Origin of the sequence: Enterobacter sp. SORGH_AS_0287, from assembly GCF_031453695.1 — a bacterium.
GTDB classification, from domain to species: Bacteria; Pseudomonadota; Gammaproteobacteria; order Enterobacterales; family Enterobacteriaceae; genus Enterobacter; species Enterobacter ludwigii.
In genome coordinates this window covers 3,384,895-3,402,967 of record NZ_JAVIZW010000001.1, presented here as the reverse complement: position 1 = coordinate 3,402,967, position 18,073 = coordinate 3,384,895, and the positions used below count along the sequence as shown (strand labels likewise).

The window sequence follows — 18,073 nt, the reverse complement described above, 5'->3', positions numbered from 1 at the left end:
TGTTTGGCGTCTAAATGGATTACATGTAATGACTATTAAATACAATTTACTCATCGCAGCCACGTTATTTGCAACATCATCTGCAATGGCTGGTGACTTTTCACTTGGGGCGGGGGCTGTATTTAATGAGTCGCCTTATAAAGGATATAACGAAAATACCACAGCGGTACCGTTAATTAGCTATGAAGGCGACCGGTTTTATATTCGCCAGACCACCGGCGGGTGGATCCTGTGGAAAGACGAAAAAAATGAATTCAGCATGACCGCATCGTGGATGCCACTGCGATTTGATCCTGAAGATAACGACGACGCTCAGATGAAACACCTCGATGAGCGTAAAGCATCAGCGTTTCTCGGCGGGGCGTACTACCGCCATGAACACTGGGGCTCGCTGAAAGTGGCGGTCTCGGGTGATGCGATGGATGAGAGCGGCGGCGTGATCGGTGAAATCTCATACTTCCGTCCGGTTCGGATGGAACGTCTGACGCTGACGCCATCGGTAGGTATTTTCTACAGCGACGAAAGCTATAACGATTACTACTACGGTGTATCCGGCAATGAGTCTCGCCGCTCAGGCCTCAATGAATACACCGCAGGTGATAGCTGGACGCCGTATGTGGGTCTCGCGGCTAAATATCAGTTAACCCAGAATCTGTTCATCAACGCCAGCGCGGTCTATACCGTGTTACCTGACGACGTGAAGAACAGTCCGATGATCGACCGCGAAGACAGTTTCGCGCTGATGACCGGCATGTCCTGGCGTTTCTGATCTAAAGCCGGGTGGCGATTGCCTTACCCGGCCTCGGTTTTTATCTCCCGCGCCTGTGGGAGAGGGTTGGGGTGAGGCTGACAGGACAGATGTCTTCAGGCCTCATCCACCCAAATCCGCATTTCCCCTTCTCCCCGGTTTGCCCAACTGAACCACGGAATAAAGGTCAACGTCCGGGGCTGGCGCTGCACCGGGGCGCGATCGTACTGCCACAGTGCCTGCGTGCCTTCCTCATCAGCGTGACGCGCGATGCCCTCCGCCTGAATCAGTATCTTGTGCGCAAAGATCCCTTTTCCTTCAAAGACCCGAAATTCGCTCTGCTCAGGCAGGGAGAGGTTATGCAGGTTCGCGCCATTGTCGGCCTCTTCCAGGCAGTAGACCAGCGGGCCACGCTGCAGCGCGACTTTGCCGGCCTGCTGGCGTACCAGCGGGTTACCGTACACGCGGCGGACCGGCATGGGTAAGGTCAGCGTAAGGGTATCTCCCTCCTGCCAGCGGCGGGTGAGGTACAGATACCCCCGGGAGACATCACCCGTGACCCTTTCGCCGTTCAGTGACACGGCCGGGCTTGCGCACCAGTCCGGTAAACGTAGCGCCAGCGTGTGGGTCACCGGGACAGGTGAGGTGATCTCGATGTTGACCTCTTCCTGCCATGGATAATTACCGCTAATCCGTAGCTGTAAGGTGCCCTTATCTACCGGTATGGCGACGTCGTTCCCCACATAGAGGTTGATAAAGAGCGCGTCCTGGCGAACGGTATAGAGATAGTGGCCCAGCGAAGTGAGCACGCGGGCAATATTGGGCGGGCAACAGGCGCAGCCGAACCAGCGCTGGCGAACCGGCTTAACGTGGTCGTAAACATGATTAAATGCCAGCGTTTTAGGGTGTACCTCCAGCGGGTTCACATAGAAGAAATGTTTACCGTCCAGCGCCATGCCGCCCAGTACCGTGTTGTATAAGGCACGCTCCATCACGTCGGCGTACTGGCTGTCCGCTTCCATCTCCAGCATCCGGCGGGCAAACATCATCAGGCCAATGGAGGCGCAGCTTTCGGCATATACCGTATCGTTAGGCAAATCGTAATCGCTGCTGAAGGCTTCGCCACTGCTTTGCGAGCCGATCCCGCCGGTAATATAGAGCTGTCGCTGGGCCATGTTATTCCACAGCCGCAGGCAGTCCTGGCGTTTACCCTCGTCATGACTCAGGCGAGCAAGATGCGCCATGCCCGCCATCAGATAGACAAAACGAACCGCGTGGCCGATGGCGGTGTGTTGTTCGGCAAGCGGTTGATGCGCCTGGCTATAGGCTTTGTCCTTGACCATCCACGCCGGGCCGTACGTGTTCCAGTGCGATGTCCGGCCCCGTTTCTCATATTCGATATCGTAGAAATGAGGCTGCGTGCCGCGCGTGTCGATAAAATATTTCACAAGGGCCAGGTAACGCGGTTCCTGAGTGACGTCGTAAAGCCGCATCAGCGCCAGCTCAATTTCCGGATGGCCCGGATAACCGTGAAGCTGCTCCTCGCCGGGGCCAAAGACCCGGTCGATATGGTCCGCCAGTTTGCATACCACCTCCAGCAGACGGCGTTTTCCGGTCCCCTGAAAATAGGCCACGCCGGCTTCAATCATATGTCCGGCGCAGTACAGTTCGTGGCATTCGGCAAGGTTCGTCCAGCGCTCACCGGGTGCTTTCACCGTGAAGTAGGTGTTGAGATAGCCATCGTCACACTGCGCCGCCGCAATCAGCTCAATCACCTCATCGGCGGTTTTTTCACGTTCCGGGTCGGGCTTCTGGCACAACGACCACGCGACGGCTTCCAGCCATTTCGCCACGTCGCTGTCCTGAAACACCATCCCATAGAACTCCCCCTGTTCCAGCCCTGCCGCAATGCGGAAGTTGGTGATGGCGTGACTCGGTTCGGCTTCGGTAACGCGATCGTTTAGCGCATCCCACTGGTAGGGGATCACCACATCACGCACCAGCCGCTGATACTGGCCGAGAAACGGGTCGTTGATGTTCAGTGTGTGCAGGTCGGCTTCCATTATGGACATGTCATTCTCCTCAGGACGATACGTGACGCTGGCGCAGATCGGTGGCAATGCGCGACATCATGGGATTGTTGAGTCTGCACCAGCGGATTGAGACCGCCAGCAGCAGGTGGAAAAGGGCGGGGAGCAGCGTCTCCATCGCAGTAATTCCCTGTAACGAGGCTGGCGTCTGGTTGCCCGCGCCCGGCTGGTAGGCGACGGCGATAAACACCAGGCTGATGATCCCGGCGCTGGACGCCCAGGCGAGCTTGATGAAAAACAGATTGAAAGCGAAGTTCATGCCAGATGAACGTACCCCGTTTTTCCACTCACCATAGTCATCTGCAAATGCCATCAGCGAGAAGTGCAGGGGCAGGGTAAAACCGAGAATGACACCGTTACTCAGAATAACGATCAGCCAGAGCATCTGATGAGCCGGACCGCCTGGCAGAAACCACATTCCCGCCGCGAGCGCGGCCAGCACGAGGTTGGTGTAGTAATAGAGTTTGACGGTATCAATCCGGCGAGAAAGGGGATTCACGATCACCGCGCCGAGAATGGCCGCAAAGGTCACCATCGTGAAGAACAGCGAGGTATAAGCGGTACTGCCCTGGAGCACGTAGGTGATGAAGTACATGTAGCCGCCGCCACGAATGTTGAAGACGTTGATCAGCAGGAATGACATCACCAGCATCAGCAGGAGCTGATCGTTGTTGCGCAGGCCGGCCAGGTGCTCGCGTAAGGTGAATTTGCCCATCAGCGCCAGCGGGACGCGCTCACGCACCCAGAAGAAGCAGCAGAGGAACATCACCACGGCGATGGCGCACAACACCCCAACGCCGAGCTGATAGCCCCGCGCGGCGTTGCCCTCGCCCAGCGCTGCGACCAGCCACGGCAGGCCAACAGAGACCAAAAAGCCCGCCACACCGCACAGCACAAAGCGCCATGACTGGCAGGAGATGACCTCGCTGTGGCGGGTGGTCATGGTGTTGATCAGCGCGCAGTAGGGCACGTTGATGGCGGTATAGCCCACTGACAACAGCAGATAGGTACCAAACGCCCAGGCGATTTTCACCCCCATGCTGGCGTCAGGCACGGTGAAGGTCAGTACACCGATAACCCCGACAGGAAGCGCCACCCACAGCTGCCACGGGCGAAAACGCCCCCAACGGCTTTGTGTTCGGTCGGCAATCACCCCCATCACCGGATCGGAAATGGCGTCAAACACGCGCAGGGCAATAAACAGCGTGCCAACGAGCGCAGGCGTCAGACCAAAAACGTCGGTGTAGAAGAAGGTAAGAAAATTCATGATCAGGCAGGTAATGACCGTGCCACCCGCGTCACCCAGGCCGTAGCCAATTTTTTCGCGGACTGACAGGCGGTCATCCATTGCCCCTTGTACGACCTGTGATTCTGTAATCGGTGTGGAAGTCATGAGGTAACTCCTCGGTAATCGATTTTTATCGTATTTATGCAAGGTACCCCATTCATTCTGCACCGAACGCTCAGGCCAACAAGGGAAGGGAAAAGTATAAAAAGGTGACGATTCCGACCTGATGATAAATTTGTGATTTCGATCGGGAAGGCAGGAAGATATTCATTAATAATCAAAGCATAAGATGAATATTAATGGCAATCAGAGCGGAATGGTGAATATCCATGCTTGAATTATCCATAGCGCTTCCGATTAAAGTGCAAAATGGTGGGCTCTTTATTTCCCGGGGCGTGGGCCGGCATCCGGCGCGCAAATTAACTTCGTGGGAGATTATCTTCGTTGAAAAAGGGACATTAACGATCCAGGAAGAAAACACGCTCTTTGAGGTGAAAGCGGGAGAGAGCTTACTGCTCTGGCCGGCGCGTCGACACGTGGGGACAGAAGATTTCCCGGCGGACCTGCGGTTCTACTGGCTGCATTTTGAGGTCGAAGGGCAATCGTCGCCTTTGCCACATGCTTTTCCGGTGGCCATTGAACAACATTGCTGCGTGCGCGATGCTCAATATGTGATTGCGCTATTCCGGCAATTCCTGAGTGAGCAGGAAAAATTACAGCGAAGCGTGGCGCTGGAAATGATTTTGCTGCTGATTTTACAGCAAGTGTCGATCTCCTCAGGTTATGAAGACAGAGCCGATGAAGCCGGCGCGGCCATGGCATGGAAGGCAAAACAGCTTATTCGCACGCAGTTTCATCTGCCGCTTTCCACATCGCAACTGGCAAAAGCCTTGCACTGCAATGCCGATTATCTGGGACGCGTATTTCGCCGGACCTTTCACTTAACCCTGACGGAGGCGATCCATCGCCAGCGCGTCAGGGCGGCAGAAAAGCTGTTGCTGAACGACTCCGCGTCCCTGACCGAAGTGGCAACCCGCTGCGGTTTTAATGATGTCGGGTATTTCCGGCAGATATTTTCAAAGCATACCGGCTTAACGCCCGCCGTCTGGAAACGGCGGTACTGTAAGGAGCATATTAATTCCGGGTGATCACTGCCCGTAGTAGGCATTTGCTCCATGCTTGCGCAGATAATGTTTATCGAGCAGTTCCTGCTGCATCGTCGGTAGCTGTGGCGCAAGCTGGCGTGAAAACAGCCCCATAAAGGCGCACTCTTCCAGCACCACAGCGTTATGTACCGCATCGGCCGCATTTTTCCCCCAGGTGAACGGGCCGTGAGAATGGACCAGCACCGCCGGGATCTGCATCGGGTTTACGTCGCGCTCCTCAAAGGTTTTGATGATCACTTCACCGGTCTGGTATTCGTATTCACCCGCAATTTCAGCCGGGGTCATCAACCGCGTGCAGGGGATCGCACCATAAAAATAGTCAGCGTGCGTGGTACCCCATGCCGGTAAATCCTGCCCTGCCTGCGCCCAGACAGTGGCGTGGCGGGAATGGGTATGCACAATGCCGCCAATTTCAGGGTAACGGCGATACAGCGCCAGGTGGGTTGGCGTGTCGGAAGAGGGTTTTTTAACCCCCTCGACCACCTGGCCCGTGGCAATGTCCACCACCACCATATCCTCTGCGGACATCACGTCATATTCCACGCCGGAGGGTTTAATCACCATCAGGCCGCGTTCACGATCCACCGCACTGACGTTGCCCCAGGTGAAAGTCACCAGCTGGTGGGCGGGTAGCGCCAGGTTTGCCGCCAGGACCTCGGCTTTGAGTTGTTCTAACATGTCATCCCTCCTTCCTGCATCCGGGCTTCAATCCAGCGGCGTGCCTGGATGATTTCCAGTACCGGCTCTTTGGCTTTTTCGGTCCACATTTCAATCAGAAATGCGCCGCGATAATTGAGCTGATTCAGCGTGTTAAATATGCCCACGAAATCGACGCACCCCTCACCGAACGGTACGTCACGAAACTGTCCGGGGCTTTGTTCAGTCACGGGCTGGGTATCTTTCAGGTGGATGGCGGCGATGCGATCGATGCCCAGCGTCAGCTCGGCGGCCACATCGTTACCCCACGCGCTCAGGTTGCCGACGTCCGGATAAACGCTGAACCATGGCGAAGCGAGCATTTCGTCCCACTTTTTCCATTTGCTGATGGAGTTCATAAACGCGGTATCCATGATCTCCACTGCCAGCATGACCTGCGCGGCGGCGGCCTGCTCCACGGCCCATGCCAGCCCTTCGGCAAAGCGTTGCCGGGTACCTTCGTCATGTTCTTCGTAATAGACGTCATACCCGGCAAGCTGGATGGTGCGAATACCGAGATCGCGCGCCAGACGGATGGCTTTGGTCATGATGGCGCGTGCGCGCTCGCGGACGGTCTCGTCCCGGCTACCAAACGGGAAACGGCGGTGGGCAGACAGACACATCGACGGGATCGCGACCCCGGTTTCCAGCATCGCCTCAACCAGAGAGGCGCGCTGCGCGGTGTTCCACTCAAGGCGGGACAGACGCTCATCGGTTTCATCGATCGACATCTCGACAAAATCAAATCCGCAGCTTTTTGCCAGCACCAGGCGCTCTGGCCAGGTGAGCGCTTTCGGCAGCGCTTTTTCGTAGATACCTAACGGATGCTGACGCATGGTTACTCCCCCCAGATGTCGCGGATGTGTGAATGGAATGCATGGGCCACCTGCGGTGGGTTAGCCGCGCCAGTCAGTGCCCGTCCGGCAATAAACGCTTTCACATTGATTTGCTTAAACAGCGGCAGGTCGGCGGGGGTAATGCCGCCGGTGATCGAGAGCTGCAGGCCGATATCCGAGAGGGCTTTCATGCTGGCGAGATCCGCCTCGCCCCACTGCTGGCCGCTGGCCTGTGCGTCGCGCCCACGGTGATAAATGGCCTGTGTGACCCCGATACGGTGCCATTCTCGCGCATCATCCAGCGTCCAGTGACCAAACAGCTCCATCTGAATTTCCCCGCCGCAGCGCAGAGCCACCTCGTGACCCTTCTCGACGGTTGCCAGCGGCGCGGCGCAGATGATGGTCATCCAGTTCGCGCCTGCGCCAAACGCCTGTTCAGCCAGCGTTTCTCCGGCATCGGCCACTTTCCAGTCAGCCACGATCGTTTTTTTCGGACACTGCTGGCGCAGTGCGCGCACGGCATTAAGCCCTTCGGTGAGACACAAAATGGTGCCTGCTTCGATAATATCGACGTGATCCGCAAGCCGCTCGACGTCGCGCTGTGCGGCCTGAAGTGAGGTATGGTCGAGCGCCAGCTGCAGTAATGGTCGGCTCATAGGTCGTGCTCCTTAACATGGGCGTGATAGCCCTGTAGTGCTGAAATCAGTAGCTGGTAGCGCTGATACTTGCGCTGGTAGGCCGCATGGGCATGCTTGTCGGGTGTGATGACGCGAATGTGATGTCTGACAGCCTGCTGCGCGGTGCGGAAATCGGGATAAACGCCGGTACCCACCAGCGCGGCCAGCGCCGCGCCGGAACAGCCGGTCTCTTCGACCTGCGGCAGTTCTATTGCCAGACCGCTGACGTCCGCGAGCATTTGCATCCACACATCCGAATGGGCAGGGCCGCCGGTTACGCGCAATGCCTGCACGTGCGTGAAGCGCGCTAGCATGCGGTTAAGATGGGTCATGTGGCTGAAGACCACACCTTCATAGACCGCCTGCAACAGATGCGCGCGGGTGTGCAGGGCCTGCATGCCGTAAAACCCGCAGGTCATCTCCAGCCCGGCGTTGCTGCCATAGAGGAACGGCAGGAAGAGCAGATCGCTTCCGGCTTTCGGCAGGCTGGCCACGGCCTGGTTGATCGCATCGAATGACATGTTGCCCCACTGTGTGGTCAGCCATTCGAGGTTACCGGACGAGGTGGGGCTGGCTTCGTGAACGATGTAGTGCTGCGGATGAACGTAGCGCCCATACACATAGGGATACGGCTCGTTATGGCCTATACCGTTGGCGATCCCGCTGGTGACAGCCCAGGTGCCCATCACGGCGTTGAGCGTGCTGTCGTCATGTAACCCGGCGCAGATCGCGGTGGAAACCACATCAAACAGCCCCCCCACAACGGGTGTACCCGCTGCGAGACCGGTCAGGGCGGCGGCCTGAGCGGTGATTTCCCCGCAAATTTCTGCTGAACCGACGATCGGCGGCAGTGCGCCGTCAATTTCATCGATGCCGAGCCAGCGTGTGAGCTGCGGATCGTACTGCCCGGTGTTCATGTTGTAGAGATTGGATTCAGAGATGTTGCTCTCTTCACACCCTTTAACGCCGGTGAGGCACCAGCGCAGGTAGTCGTGCGCCATCATCACACAGCCAATCTGCTGATAACGGTGCGGTTCATTCTCTTTCACCCAGCGCAGGAGGGAGGCGGGATGCCCCGTCCATAGCGTCTGGCGCGTATGCGGATAAAGCTTTTCAGGAATACCGTCCTGCTGCCAGCGCTGTACAATCTCCAGCGCCCGGCGGTCAGAGGAGAGCATGGCGTTGCCGAGCGGCTGGTCATACTTGTCCAGTAAAAACAGTCCTTTACCCTGAGCCGATATCCCGACGCCTTTGATTTGTGCGCCGCCAATGTCGGCATTTTTAAGCAGCAGGGCGACGGTGGCGTGGCACTGCTGCCAGAGTTGGTGCATATCCCGCTCAGCGTGGCCTGCGTGTGGGCTGAGTGTGGCAACCGAGCGGCGCTCAATACAGACTTCCTGGCCCTGGCTGGTGTACAGACCGGCTTTTAGATACGTTCCGCCACAATCGATACCCAGCCAGAAGGGCTCTTTTTCACTCATCGTTGACTCTCTTGTCTTACGCCCTCTCTTCAGGAGAGGGCGGGGGGATCAGGCTGCGTGCTTATGCGGATTCACGCCGGGGTTGGGTTCCGCTCCGGCATCGCATTTCGCCGGTAGCATCAGGGCGAGCAGCGAAGCCAGCGCCAGCGAAACCGCGAGGCAGTACACCCCGGCATCTTTGCTGTAGAGGGTGATCAGCACGCCCACCGCGTAAGGGCCGCAGAACCCACCGAGGTTACCCAGGGCGTTAATCACGCCGCGAGCGCCACCGGCCATCTCTGCGCTGAACAGGCGCGCCGGAATCGTCCAGAACACACCCGCAGCGGACTGCAGGAAGAAGCCACAGCCCACCAGCGCGGCATAGGCCAGCCAGATGTTCTCTTTCAACGCCACGGAGAGGAACATGCAGAGCGCGAAGCCAATCAGCGGCAGGGAGACGAACAGCTTGCGCTTGCCGGTACGGTCAGACAGTGAGGAGAACAGGAACATGCCCGCAATGGCGCCGACATAAGGCAGGATGGCGAGCATTCCCACCTGGCCGATGCTGGTATGCGTCAGCTCTTTGAGAATGGTCGGTAGCCAGAGGGTGTAACCGTAAATCCCGGTCTGGTAGAAGAAGTTCAGGGCAATCAGCTGCCACATGGTTTTGTCGGACAGAACAGCACTCAGCGAGGCATTTTTCACCGCTTTTCCGGCAATAGCCTGCTGTTCTGCGGCCAGCGTTTGTATCAGATAATTTTTCTCGGCCTCGGAGATCCAGCGAGCCTCCTGCGGGCGGTCGTAGACGGTGAACACCCAGAGCACCAGCACCACAATGGACATCAGCCCTTCAATGATGAACAGCCAGCGCCAGTCGAGTGCGGTGATAATCCAGCCCGACAGGGGCGCGGTGATGATCCCCGCAATGGGAACAAACATGATGACAATCGCATTGGCGCGGCCGCGTTCGGCGTCCGGGAACCAGTTACTGATCATCGTGAGCACCACAGGCAGCATCCCGCCTTCTGCCACACCGAGTAAGAAGCGCAGTGCCAGCAGTTGATACTGATTGGTCACAACGCCGGTCAGGACCGAAATCACCGCCCAGGCAACCAGTGACCAGCCAATAAACTTCTTACCGCTGCCATGCACGGCGATCTTGCCGCCGGGCACCTGCAGGAACAGATAACCGATAAAGAAGATCCCACCCGCCAGGCCTGCCATGGTGGCAGAGATACCTAACTCTTCATCCATACCGCCTGGCATCGCAAATGCAATATTCACGCGGTCCATATATGAAATAATACAGGCGATAAGAATAGGCGGAATGATTCTTAACCAGCGCTGGCGCGGAATATCCGCTTGTAGAGCATGAGTAGAAATATTCATATTTAATATCTCAGTGAATGTAACCGGAATAAGATTTTTATTGTTATTGCGTTGCTTTTTTCATTTCACTAATGCCGTCGCGCAAAATAGCGATACGATGGCTGACGTTAGCATTAGCATTTATTTCCAGTAATTTAATACCGGAGAATTTCAATGTTGCGGCGCTCGCCGCAGTAAAAAGTGCTTTTACCTGTTCGGTAGTCATTAAACTGTCGGCACAGAACGGGGAAAATGGCGCATGCAGATCCTGCCATTCGCCGTACGCTCCGCGAACGGAGGTCCCGGAGAACATCAGTGCACCCAGCTTCCCGGCCTCAAGTGCGGCTTTAACATGTTCAGGCGGCAGCGCGGTATTGCGTCCTTCGATAGCCGACCGCGCCCAGTTGATGCATACGCTGATATCCGTTTCTTTCACCACCTCAAGCACCTGCGCTAAGGGCAAAAACCCCTTGCGTGGCGCGGGGCCGGTCATTGCATCGCAGTGTTCAAGCACCAGGTCGCATGACCAGTCCCATGAGGTGATTTCGCGTACAGAACGGGAAAACGCAGCGGTAGCTTGTTCAACAGACGGGTTTCCCGCCTGCGGCGCGGCTTGCATCTCCAGAGCGATAATTTTGCCTGGAAAGCGAGTATTGATGGCATCAATCTTTCGCAGCAGATGGCGGTAATAGTCAACGCAGGCTTTGCGCTGTTCTTCATCGGCAGAGGCCAGGCCAAACGCGCCATTTGTGCCGCGGCGGCGCATGGTTTCCATCACCGCGGTAAACCACCATTTGCCAGTCCCCCGGCGTATGGCGGAACAGCCATTCGTCACCCAACGGATGGAGATCCTCAAGACACGGTTGCTCCAGCCCGCGAATGTCTGGCGTGTCGGAAAGCGCTCGCCAGAAGTCCTGCTCTTCTTGTTCCCCTTGCTGATGAAACGAGGGTGCGCAGGGGTACGCACCAATTATAAAACCGGTGTTAGTCATTTCGCATTCCCAATAGAGTTCAGAAAATTAATCTATTTCGCTGATTGCTACTTTCACCACAATTTTACGAATTGCCGATACCTTATTTTTAATACAGGCAGGACGGTGAACATCCTGCGGAAAAAATATGGCGTACGTGCCGGGCGTCATTTCTATAAATGATTCATTTTCGCTGCCGTGATAAAAAATAATATCCCGCTGTTCCAGCAGTGATTCGCTTATTTCGTTATTGCCGGTATCAATGGCGACACCGATTTTCTCTTCACCCCATGCCAGAAACTGTATGTCCAGATAGCGACGGTGCACTTCGGGACGGTTCTCATCCCACGTCCGGGTGGTGAGGTCAAGCACCTGAGCAAAAATGTTACGTCCGTCAATGTCCACCACGCCAGGTGCCAGCGCCGTGAAATCCGTGGTGCGCAGAAAATCGAGTGCTTTCTCTATCGCCCGCGGCAGGCGACACGGATTTGGCTGCGAAATATGTCCTAAAATCATGACCCACTCCTTACAGAGACTGGATTTTCGCCCACACGCTGTCGTCAATGGTGATGCCGTTGCGGCGGTTCTCTTCGAGCAGACGTGTGAATTCATGACCCGGCAGTCGAACCGCGACGTTGTCATCAGCCCGCTCGGCGTTGATGATAAAGTCCATGATGCGCTGCAGTTTGGCATCGCGGGTGGGTCCGTCGATCAAACGATCGACCTCGATGGCGATAAAGATTTGTGACACGCCATATTCGTCGCTGTTGTCCTGGGTCACTTCCGCAACGGAGGATCCGTTGGAGAGCAGGGTTGCGATCATGTCGAGGACGATGGATAAGCCCGATCCTTTCCAGTAGCCCATCGGCAGAATGCGGCGGTTTTTCTCGATCACACCAGGTTCTCTGGTGAGGTGCCCTTCATCGTCAAACCCCCCATCCACCGGCAACGTGCGTCCGGCCAGGCGATTCACTTCCAGCATGCCGTAGGAGAACATTGACATCGACATATCGACCATTGTGATCGGCGTAGACGGAATCGCCACGATCAGAGGGTTAGTGCCGATGCAGCACGCTTTCGAGCCCCAGGCTGGCATGACGGCAATGGAGTTAGTCCAGCAGATCCCGATGTACCCCTTCTCTGCGGCCTGCCAGCCGTAGCTGCCGCCGCGCATCCAGTGGTTGGCGTTTCGCAGTGCCACCAGGCCGATACCGTGGTCGGCGGCCAGTTCGGTGGCGCGATCCATCATCTTTTTCGCCGTCAGGTTGCCAATCGAACGTCGGGCATCCCACTGTTCGATGGCACCTAGCGAGGTCACCCGTGTTGGCTGGGCATCAGGAATGATGTCGCCGGCATCAAGCTGCTGAATGAAACGAGGGAAGCGGTTAACCCCGTGTGAATAGACGCCCGATTCCGTGGTGCGGGCAAACATCTCCGCGCAGGCGTCGGCGGTGTCCGCTTTTACGCCGCGATCGACCAGGACCCGCCTGAACGCCGCTTTTAACTCTTCAAAGGTCACTTTCATCCCTGTTCTCCTGTTTTTGTCGGGGCAAGTGCGAGTGCTTTTTTATCGCTAAATTTCACTATGCGAAATCTGATTTCAAATATAGCGATCAAATTTTGCCAGATCAACGACATTCATGATTTTCAAAATCGATTAAAATCAACTGGTTGTGTTTTTTCTGTTGAGATCGTGAACTGAACCACACTTTGCGCTACCATCAGGACGCGATAAAAAGGAGCCATTGGATGAGCACGAAAGAGAGCGAAATGACGCAAGAAAAAGAGAGGCCAGCAGGTAGCCAGAGCTTGTTTCGCGGCCTGATGCTGATTGAGATCCTCAGCAACTACCCGAACGGGTGTCCGTTGGCCCATTTATCGGAACTGGCAGGGCTGAATAAAAGCACCGTGCACCGCTTACTGCAGGGATTACAGTCGTGCGGGTACGTTACCCCGGCGCCTGCGGCGGGCAGCTACCGCCTGACCACCAAATTTATCGCCGTCGGGCAAAAGGCGCTGTCGTCGCTGAATATCATTCACGTGGCGGCCCCGCACCTTGAGACGCTGAATATCGCCACCGGTGAGACGGTGAACTTCTCAAGCCGCGAGGACGATCACGCGATTCTGATTTATAAGCTGGAGCCCACCACCGGTATGCTGCGCACGCGCGCTTACATCGGTCAGCATATGCCGCTTTATTGTTCGGCGATGGGCAAAATCTACATGGCGTTTGGTCATCAGGACTATGTGGCGAGCTACTGGCAGAGCCATCAGGAGCAGATCCAGCCGCTCACCCGCAACACGATTACCGAGCTGAGCGCGATGTATGACGAGCTGGCGGAAATCCGCGAGCACAGCATGGCGATGGATAAAGAAGAGAACGAGCTGGGCGTCTCCTGTCTTGCCGTACCGGTGTTTGATATTCATGGCCGCGTGCCGTACGCGATCTCCATTTCGCTCTCGACGTCCCGCATGAAGCAAATTGGTGAAAAAAACCTGCTGAAACCGCTGCGGGAAACGGCAGAGGCTATCTCAAAAGAGCTGGGTTTTAACGTGCGCGGAGCGTGACAGATGAACCGATTTATCCTGGCTGATACGGAAAAATGCATTGGCTGTCGTACCTGCGAAGTGGCCTGCGTGGTGTCGCATCAGGGAATGCTTTCTGCAGGCGCGTTTGCGCCCCGCATTCGGGTGGTCAAAGGCGGCGCATTCACTACGGCTGTGGGCTGCCATCAGTGTGAAGATGCCCCTTGTGCCACTGTTTGTCCGACACAGGCGATTCGCCACACCGCGGGTGCCTGGCGGGTGGAGCCGGCGCGCTGTATTGGCTGTAAAAGTTGTGTGGTAGCGTGCCCGTTTGGGGCGATGCAGGTTCAGCGAGTGGGGAACCGCGTTCAGGCGGTGAAATGTGATATGTGCGCAGATCGCGAGGCTGGACCTGCCTGTGTGGAGGCGTGCCCAACCCACGCGCTGCGCTGCGTTGACCCCGCCAGATTACGCACCGAACGGCTGCATAATCTGGCGTAACGCGTTACTGGCTATCTTCGCGCCAGGCGTACTCAATCTCTTCCGCGAGAATTTTCACGCCCGCTTCGATTTTCTCCGGATCGGGCACGTAGTTCATGCGCATGCACTGATGCGTATGCGGCCACGGCTTATCCAGACCCGGGAAGAAGTAATCACCCGGTACCATCAACACGCCGCGCTTTTTCAGGCGCTGGTAGAGAAGCTCGGTGGTGATCGGCAGATCCTTAAACCACAGCCACAGGAAAATTGCCCCTTCAGGTTTGTGGATCAGGCAGCGTTCTTCCGGTAAGTAGCGGCGAAGAATGGCGATCGTTTCCTGTACCCGCTGGTAATAGAACGGCTTGATAACCTCGTTCGACAGGCGCAGCAGGTCATTACGTTTGATCATTTCACACATCATCGCCGGGCCGATTCCCCCCGGGGAAAGGCTGATAATGCCGTTCATGTTGGTAATGGCGGTGATGATTTTTTCATTGGCGATGATGATCCCGCAACGGCTGCCCGGCAGACCCAGCTTGGAAAGGCTCATACACAGGACGATGTTTGGGTTCCACAGCGGACGTGCTTCGCTGAAGATGATCCCCGGGAACGGCACGCCATAAGCGTTATCAATCACCAGCGGGATGTCGTGCTGATTCGCCAGCGCATCCAGCTTCATCAGTTCGTCGTCGGTGATGACGTTGCCCGTTGGGTTGGTTGGACGTGATACGCAGATCATGCCCGTCTCTTCACCAATATGCAGATGTTCAAAGTCGACGTGATATTTGAACTGGCCTTCTGGCAGCAGCTCAATGTTCGGGCGCGCCGAGACGAACAGATCCTCTTCGAGGCCGGAATCGGCATAGCCGATGTATTCTGGCGCCAGCGGAAACAGCACTTTTTTGGTGGTGCCGTCGGCGCGACGGCCTGCGAACAGATTAAACAAGTAGAAAAATGCGCTCTGACTGCCGTTTGTCAGTGCAATATTCTGTGGTTCGATATCCCAACCCAGCTCTTTGCGCAGCATTTCAGCAAGCAGTGTCAGCAGTTCGGTTTTACCCTGCGGGCCATCGTAGTTGCAAAGCGCATCGGTTGCTTTCCCGCTTTCCAGCATCTGAGCCAGCAGCGTCTGAAAATAGGTGTTCATCTCCGGGATTTGAGCCGGGTTTCCGCCGCCGAGCATGATGGCGCCTGGTGTGCGCAGCCCGTCGTTGAGGTCCTCCATCAGGCGAGTAATGCCTGAATGGCGGGTGAATTTGTCGCCGAAAAGTGAAAACGTCATAGCAGGTGATCTGTCGAGCTTATTTTGAAAGTGGGTAACCATAACGCTAGCACCGTGCTGGTGCAAATCGAGAGATGCGGTCAGGATTGTTGTTTTATGTGGCGGGAAGGTATTTAGGTAGTGGATTGTTCTGGTGAAATATCCCTCTCCCGGAGGGGGAGAGGGAACCGGTTTGCGTCGTTATTGATTACCCGCCCACACCACCATGACCTTATCGCCATTGTGCTCGCGAACGAAGCCGTAGCCTTCTTTCAGCGACAGCGTGGTTTGTTTGCCTTCACCTATTGCGGGATGCCGGGCGCGGAACTGGCCCAGAACCTGCCAGTGGGCGACGGTTAAGGCCTGCTTGCCCGTCACGTCCTGCCAGTTCATATCCGAGCGGGTGCCCTGTAATGGATCGGACCCTGTCGGTCCGAATGGCCGCTCGGATTCATCGCCGTAGTAAATTTGTACGCTGCCCGGTGCGAGCAGGAGCAGCTCTGCGGCACGCTGGCCGCCTTCACGGAAAAGGCGTGTGTCATGCGACGAGAGATAGCTCAGGACATTGAAGCTTTGCAGTTTTTCCGCCATCTGCTGCCAGGTCAGGTCGATGTCCGCCAGACAACCGACCGCTTTTGCTGCCTGCTCTTGATAATCAAAGTTGATCATCGCGTCAAACCCGTGGCGGTAATAATCGCTTTGCATCACGCCATGGCCCCATGACTCGCCGGTCATCCAGAACGGGGTATTGTCGAGTTTTTTGTCGGGGTTCGCGCCTTTCCAGGCTGCCAGCGCCTGGCTTGCCTGATCTTTCAACTGCTGCCAGGCCTCGAGTTCCACGTGTTTTGCCGTATCCACACGGAAACCGTCAATGCCATAGTCACGTACCCACTGGCTGAGCCAGTGGGTCAGGTAATCACGCGGGGTGTAGCCCGAAATGGCCTTCGCGTGGGTATCGGGTTTATGTTGATAGAAATTAGGTAAACCGGAAGGGGTCGTCGACTCCGTTTTCAGGTCCGGCAGGAACGCCAGCGACAGGGTTAAATCGTCGAAGCCGGGATTGTCATAATCGCCAATGTCGGTGCGGATCCACTTTTTACCCCACCATTTTTCCCAGGCGGCTTTGTCGCTGAAGTTGATGTAATCGTTGAAGCTGTGCCAGCTTTGGCCTGCTCCCGGCTTCCAGTCCGTCCAGTGCTCGCCCAGCGTTTTTTTCAGTTCATCACCCTGCAGATAAAGGGCCCCGAACTGGAACGCCTGCATGTCTGCGAGCGTCGCGTAACCCGTGTGGTTCATGACGATATCAAACAGGATGCGGATACCGCGTTTATGCGCTTCATCGACAAGGTGGCGTAAATCATCTTCGGTGCCCATGTTGGCATCAAGCGTGGTCCAGTCCTGGGTGTAGTAGCCATGATAGGCGTAGTGGGGGAAGTCACCTTTGGTGCCACCGCCAACCCAGCCGTGGATCTGCTCCAGCGGGGAGCTTATCCAGAGCGCATTCACGCCCAGCTGCTGTAAATAATCGAGCCGGGTTGTAAGCCCCTTGAGATCGCCACCGTGGAAGGTGCCGATCTCCTGCATGCCATCTTTGTGGCGTCCATAGCTGTTATCGTTAGAGGGATCGCCGTTGACAAAGCGGTCAGTCAGCACGAAATAGACGGTGGCGTTTTGCCAGCTAAACGGCGCAGGTTTGTCGGTTTCGGCGCGTTCAAGCAGCAGCAGGCCGTTGCTGTTGGCGGCGGGTTGCAGGGTGATTTTTCCATTCTGCACTGTTGCAGTCTGTTTGCTGTAGAAATCACGGACCACCGATCCTTCCGGGAAATCGTTGCCAACTTCAAGCGTCAGGGGTTTACCGTCCCACTTCGGACACTGGCGGGTAACGTTTGCAAGCGACGGTTCCGTTGCGCTCTGAATAGTCAGCATCAGTGTGGGCGTACCGGAGCGGGTATCGACACGCATCTGATACTCGCCGTCGCGGAACAGTCGCCACTGCGGCGGCGTGCCGTCACATTTTTTAAGCGACAGCATCTCATTGAGTTTTATTGCATCCGTTGGCTGCCAGCACGTGTTGTCAAAACTCAGCGTAAGAGGGCGAGTACCCTTCGCAAGCTTTGCCTGGCTGGTGAATATCCCGGTACCTTCGGCGCTAAAGGCGTTGAAACCCGGTGATGACCAGTCAGCATGAGCCAGTGCGGGTAACATCAGAAAAGCTAATGCGGTGCGTTTCATTCCATTTTCCTGTCGCGGCATTTTTGACCAGTGTGCCATCAGGTGTGGGGTAAAAACTCATCCCCCGGGGCTTTCTGCAAGGATGACGCGTGAGGATGAGTGATCCCGCGCAAAATTAGGAAGTTATCTGCGAGTTCGCGCACAATTTTTCAGAATTGATGCTTATGTGAGCAGGTTTCAGGTGACATAGTTTCGGAATTGGACTATTTCTATACGTGCTCTTGCAGTCTATTTTTGTTATGATTTGAGATTCCGCTCTCAAATTTGTGAAAAA

General features: G+C 56.1%; 15 protein-coding genes and 1 pseudogene. 4 read left to right on the top strand and 12 right to left on the bottom strand.

Features of this window, described 5'->3' with window-relative positions; genetic code table 11:
* Window positions 1–28: 28 nt before the first annotated feature.
* Window positions 29–769, top strand: a complete 741-nt coding sequence (locus tag QE396_RS16125; protein ID WP_014168097.1) for a MipA/OmpV family protein — start codon at window positions 29–31, stop codon at window positions 767–769.
* Between the two features lie 95 nt (window positions 770–864).
* On the opposite strand, the gene QE396_RS16120 is transcribed toward QE396_RS16125, so the two are convergent.
* Both QE396_RS16120 and QE396_RS16115 read right to left on the bottom strand, forming a co-directional pair.
* Window positions 865–2,820 carry a glycoside hydrolase family 127 protein gene (locus QE396_RS16120; RefSeq protein WP_020882661.1) on the bottom strand — a complete coding sequence of 652 codons (1,956 nt, stop codon included), beginning with the start codon at window positions 2,818–2,820 and terminating at the stop codon, window positions 865–867.
* Between the two features lie 10 nt (window positions 2,821–2,830).
* Entirely contained in the window at window positions 2,831–4,231 is a 1,401-nt protein-coding gene (locus QE396_RS16115) for an MFS transporter (protein WP_020882660.1), read from the bottom strand.
* 224 nt (window positions 4,232–4,455) lie between these two features.
* Here QE396_RS16115 and QE396_RS16110 point away from each other — a divergent pair, with 224 nt between their 5' ends.
* Window positions 4,456–5,274, top strand: a complete 819-nt coding sequence (locus tag QE396_RS16110; RefSeq protein ID WP_020882659.1) for a helix-turn-helix domain-containing protein — start codon at window positions 4,456–4,458, stop codon at window positions 5,272–5,274.
* Here QE396_RS16110 and araD read toward each other — a convergent pair whose 3' ends face one another.
* The 8 genes and pseudogenes from araD to yiaK form a co-directional block, all read right to left on the bottom strand.
* Window positions 5,275–5,970, bottom strand: coding sequence for an L-ribulose-5-phosphate 4-epimerase (gene araD, locus QE396_RS16105; RefSeq protein WP_014168101.1), 696 nt, complete (start codon window positions 5,968–5,970; stop codon window positions 5,275–5,277). It abuts the gene before it with no gap.
* On the bottom strand, window positions 5,964–6,824 hold the full coding sequence (locus QE396_RS16100) for an L-ribulose-5-phosphate 3-epimerase (RefSeq protein ID WP_014168102.1): 861 nt from the start codon (window positions 6,822–6,824) through the stop codon (window positions 5,964–5,966). The genes araD and QE396_RS16100 overlap by 7 nt, the downstream gene beginning before the upstream one ends.
* A gap of 2 nt (window positions 6,825–6,826) precedes the next feature.
* Window positions 6,827–7,480 (bottom strand): 3-keto-L-gulonate-6-phosphate decarboxylase UlaD, encoded by a 654-nt coding sequence (gene ulaD, locus QE396_RS16095; RefSeq protein ID WP_020882658.1) that lies wholly within the window; start codon window positions 7,478–7,480, stop codon window positions 6,827–6,829.
* Window positions 7,477–8,982: an FGGY-family carbohydrate kinase gene (locus QE396_RS16090; RefSeq protein WP_020882657.1), complete on the bottom strand. Its 1,506-nt coding sequence runs from the start codon at window positions 8,980–8,982 to the stop codon at window positions 7,477–7,479. Before QE396_RS16090 ends, ulaD begins: the two co-directional genes overlap by 4 nt.
* 48 nt (window positions 8,983–9,030) lie before the next feature.
* Entirely contained in the window at window positions 9,031–10,350 is a 1,320-nt protein-coding gene (locus tag QE396_RS16085) for an MFS transporter (RefSeq protein WP_014168105.1), read from the bottom strand.
* A 43-nt stretch (window positions 10,351–10,393) separates the two neighbouring features.
* Window positions 10,394–11,321 (bottom strand): annotated as a pseudogene (locus tag QE396_RS16080) (DUF4862 family protein).
* Window positions 11,322–11,348: 27 nt separating this feature from the next.
* Entirely contained in the window at window positions 11,349–11,816 is a 468-nt protein-coding gene (locus tag QE396_RS16075; protein ID WP_020882655.1) for a YhcH/YjgK/YiaL family protein, read from the bottom strand.
* A gap of 10 nt (window positions 11,817–11,826) precedes the next feature.
* A complete protein-coding gene (yiaK, locus tag QE396_RS16070; RefSeq protein WP_014168108.1) occupies window positions 11,827–12,825 on the bottom strand; it encodes a 3-dehydro-L-gulonate 2-dehydrogenase in 999 nt (332 codons plus the stop codon).
* A 224-nt stretch (window positions 12,826–13,049) separates the two neighbouring features.
* Between yiaK and yiaJ the strand changes: the two genes are divergently transcribed.
* Window positions 13,050–13,868, top strand: coding sequence for an IclR family transcriptional regulator YiaJ (gene yiaJ / locus QE396_RS16065; RefSeq protein ID WP_020882654.1), 819 nt, complete (start codon window positions 13,050–13,052; stop codon window positions 13,866–13,868).
* 3 nt (window positions 13,869–13,871) lie between these two features.
* Window positions 13,872–14,327, top strand: a complete 456-nt coding sequence (locus tag QE396_RS16060; protein ID WP_020882653.1) for a 4Fe-4S binding protein — start codon at window positions 13,872–13,874, stop codon at window positions 14,325–14,327.
* 4 nt (window positions 14,328–14,331) lie between these two features.
* Here the strand turns inward: QE396_RS16060 and avtA are convergent, their stop codons facing one another.
* Together avtA and QE396_RS16050 are read right to left on the bottom strand one after the other, a co-directional pair.
* Window positions 14,332–15,588, bottom strand: a complete 1,257-nt coding sequence (gene avtA / locus QE396_RS16055; RefSeq protein WP_020882652.1) for a valine--pyruvate transaminase — start codon at window positions 15,586–15,588, stop codon at window positions 14,332–14,334.
* A gap of 180 nt (window positions 15,589–15,768) precedes the next feature.
* Complete coding sequence (locus QE396_RS16050; protein WP_020882651.1) at window positions 15,769–17,799, bottom strand: alpha-amylase; 2,031 nt, start codon at window positions 17,797–17,799, stop codon at window positions 15,769–15,771.
* Window positions 17,800–18,073: the final 274 nt, after the last annotated feature.

Coding starts and splice junctions, on each gene's coding strand:
- QE396_RS16125 (WP_014168097.1), top strand. CDS start 29: ATGACTATTAAATACAATTTACTCATCGCAGCCACGTTATTTGCAACA.
- QE396_RS16120 (WP_020882661.1), bottom strand. CDS start 2,820: ATGTCCATAATGGAAGCCGACCTGCACACACTGAACATCAACGACCCG.
- QE396_RS16115 (WP_020882660.1), bottom strand. CDS start 4,231: ATGACTTCCACACCGATTACAGAATCACAGGTCGTACAAGGGGCAATG.
- QE396_RS16110 (WP_020882659.1), top strand. CDS start 4,456: ATGCTTGAATTATCCATAGCGCTTCCGATTAAAGTGCAAAATGGTGGG.
- araD (WP_014168101.1), bottom strand. CDS start 5,970: ATGTTAGAACAACTCAAAGCCGAGGTCCTGGCGGCAAACCTGGCGCTA.
- QE396_RS16100 (WP_014168102.1), bottom strand. CDS start 6,824: ATGCGTCAGCATCCGTTAGGTATCTACGAAAAAGCGCTGCCGAAAGCG.
- ulaD (WP_020882658.1), bottom strand. CDS start 7,480: ATGAGCCGACCATTACTGCAGCTGGCGCTCGACCATACCTCACTTCAG.
- QE396_RS16090 (WP_020882657.1), bottom strand. CDS start 8,982: ATGAGTGAAAAAGAGCCCTTCTGGCTGGGTATCGATTGTGGCGGAACG.
- QE396_RS16085 (WP_014168105.1), bottom strand. CDS start 10,350: ATGAATATTTCTACTCATGCTCTACAAGCGGATATTCCGCGCCAGCGC.
- QE396_RS16075 (WP_020882655.1), bottom strand. CDS start 11,816: ATGATTTTAGGACATATTTCGCAGCCAAATCCGTGTCGCCTGCCGCGG.
- yiaK (WP_014168108.1), bottom strand. CDS start 12,825: ATGAAAGTGACCTTTGAAGAGTTAAAAGCGGCGTTCAGGCGGGTCCTG.
- yiaJ (WP_020882654.1), top strand. CDS start 13,050: ATGAGCACGAAAGAGAGCGAAATGACGCAAGAAAAAGAGAGGCCAGCA.
- QE396_RS16060 (WP_020882653.1), top strand. CDS start 13,872: ATGAACCGATTTATCCTGGCTGATACGGAAAAATGCATTGGCTGTCGT.
- avtA (WP_020882652.1), bottom strand. CDS start 15,588: ATGACGTTTTCACTTTTCGGCGACAAATTCACCCGCCATTCAGGCATT.
- QE396_RS16050 (WP_020882651.1), bottom strand. CDS start 17,799: ATGAAACGCACCGCATTAGCTTTTCTGATGTTACCCGCACTGGCTCAT.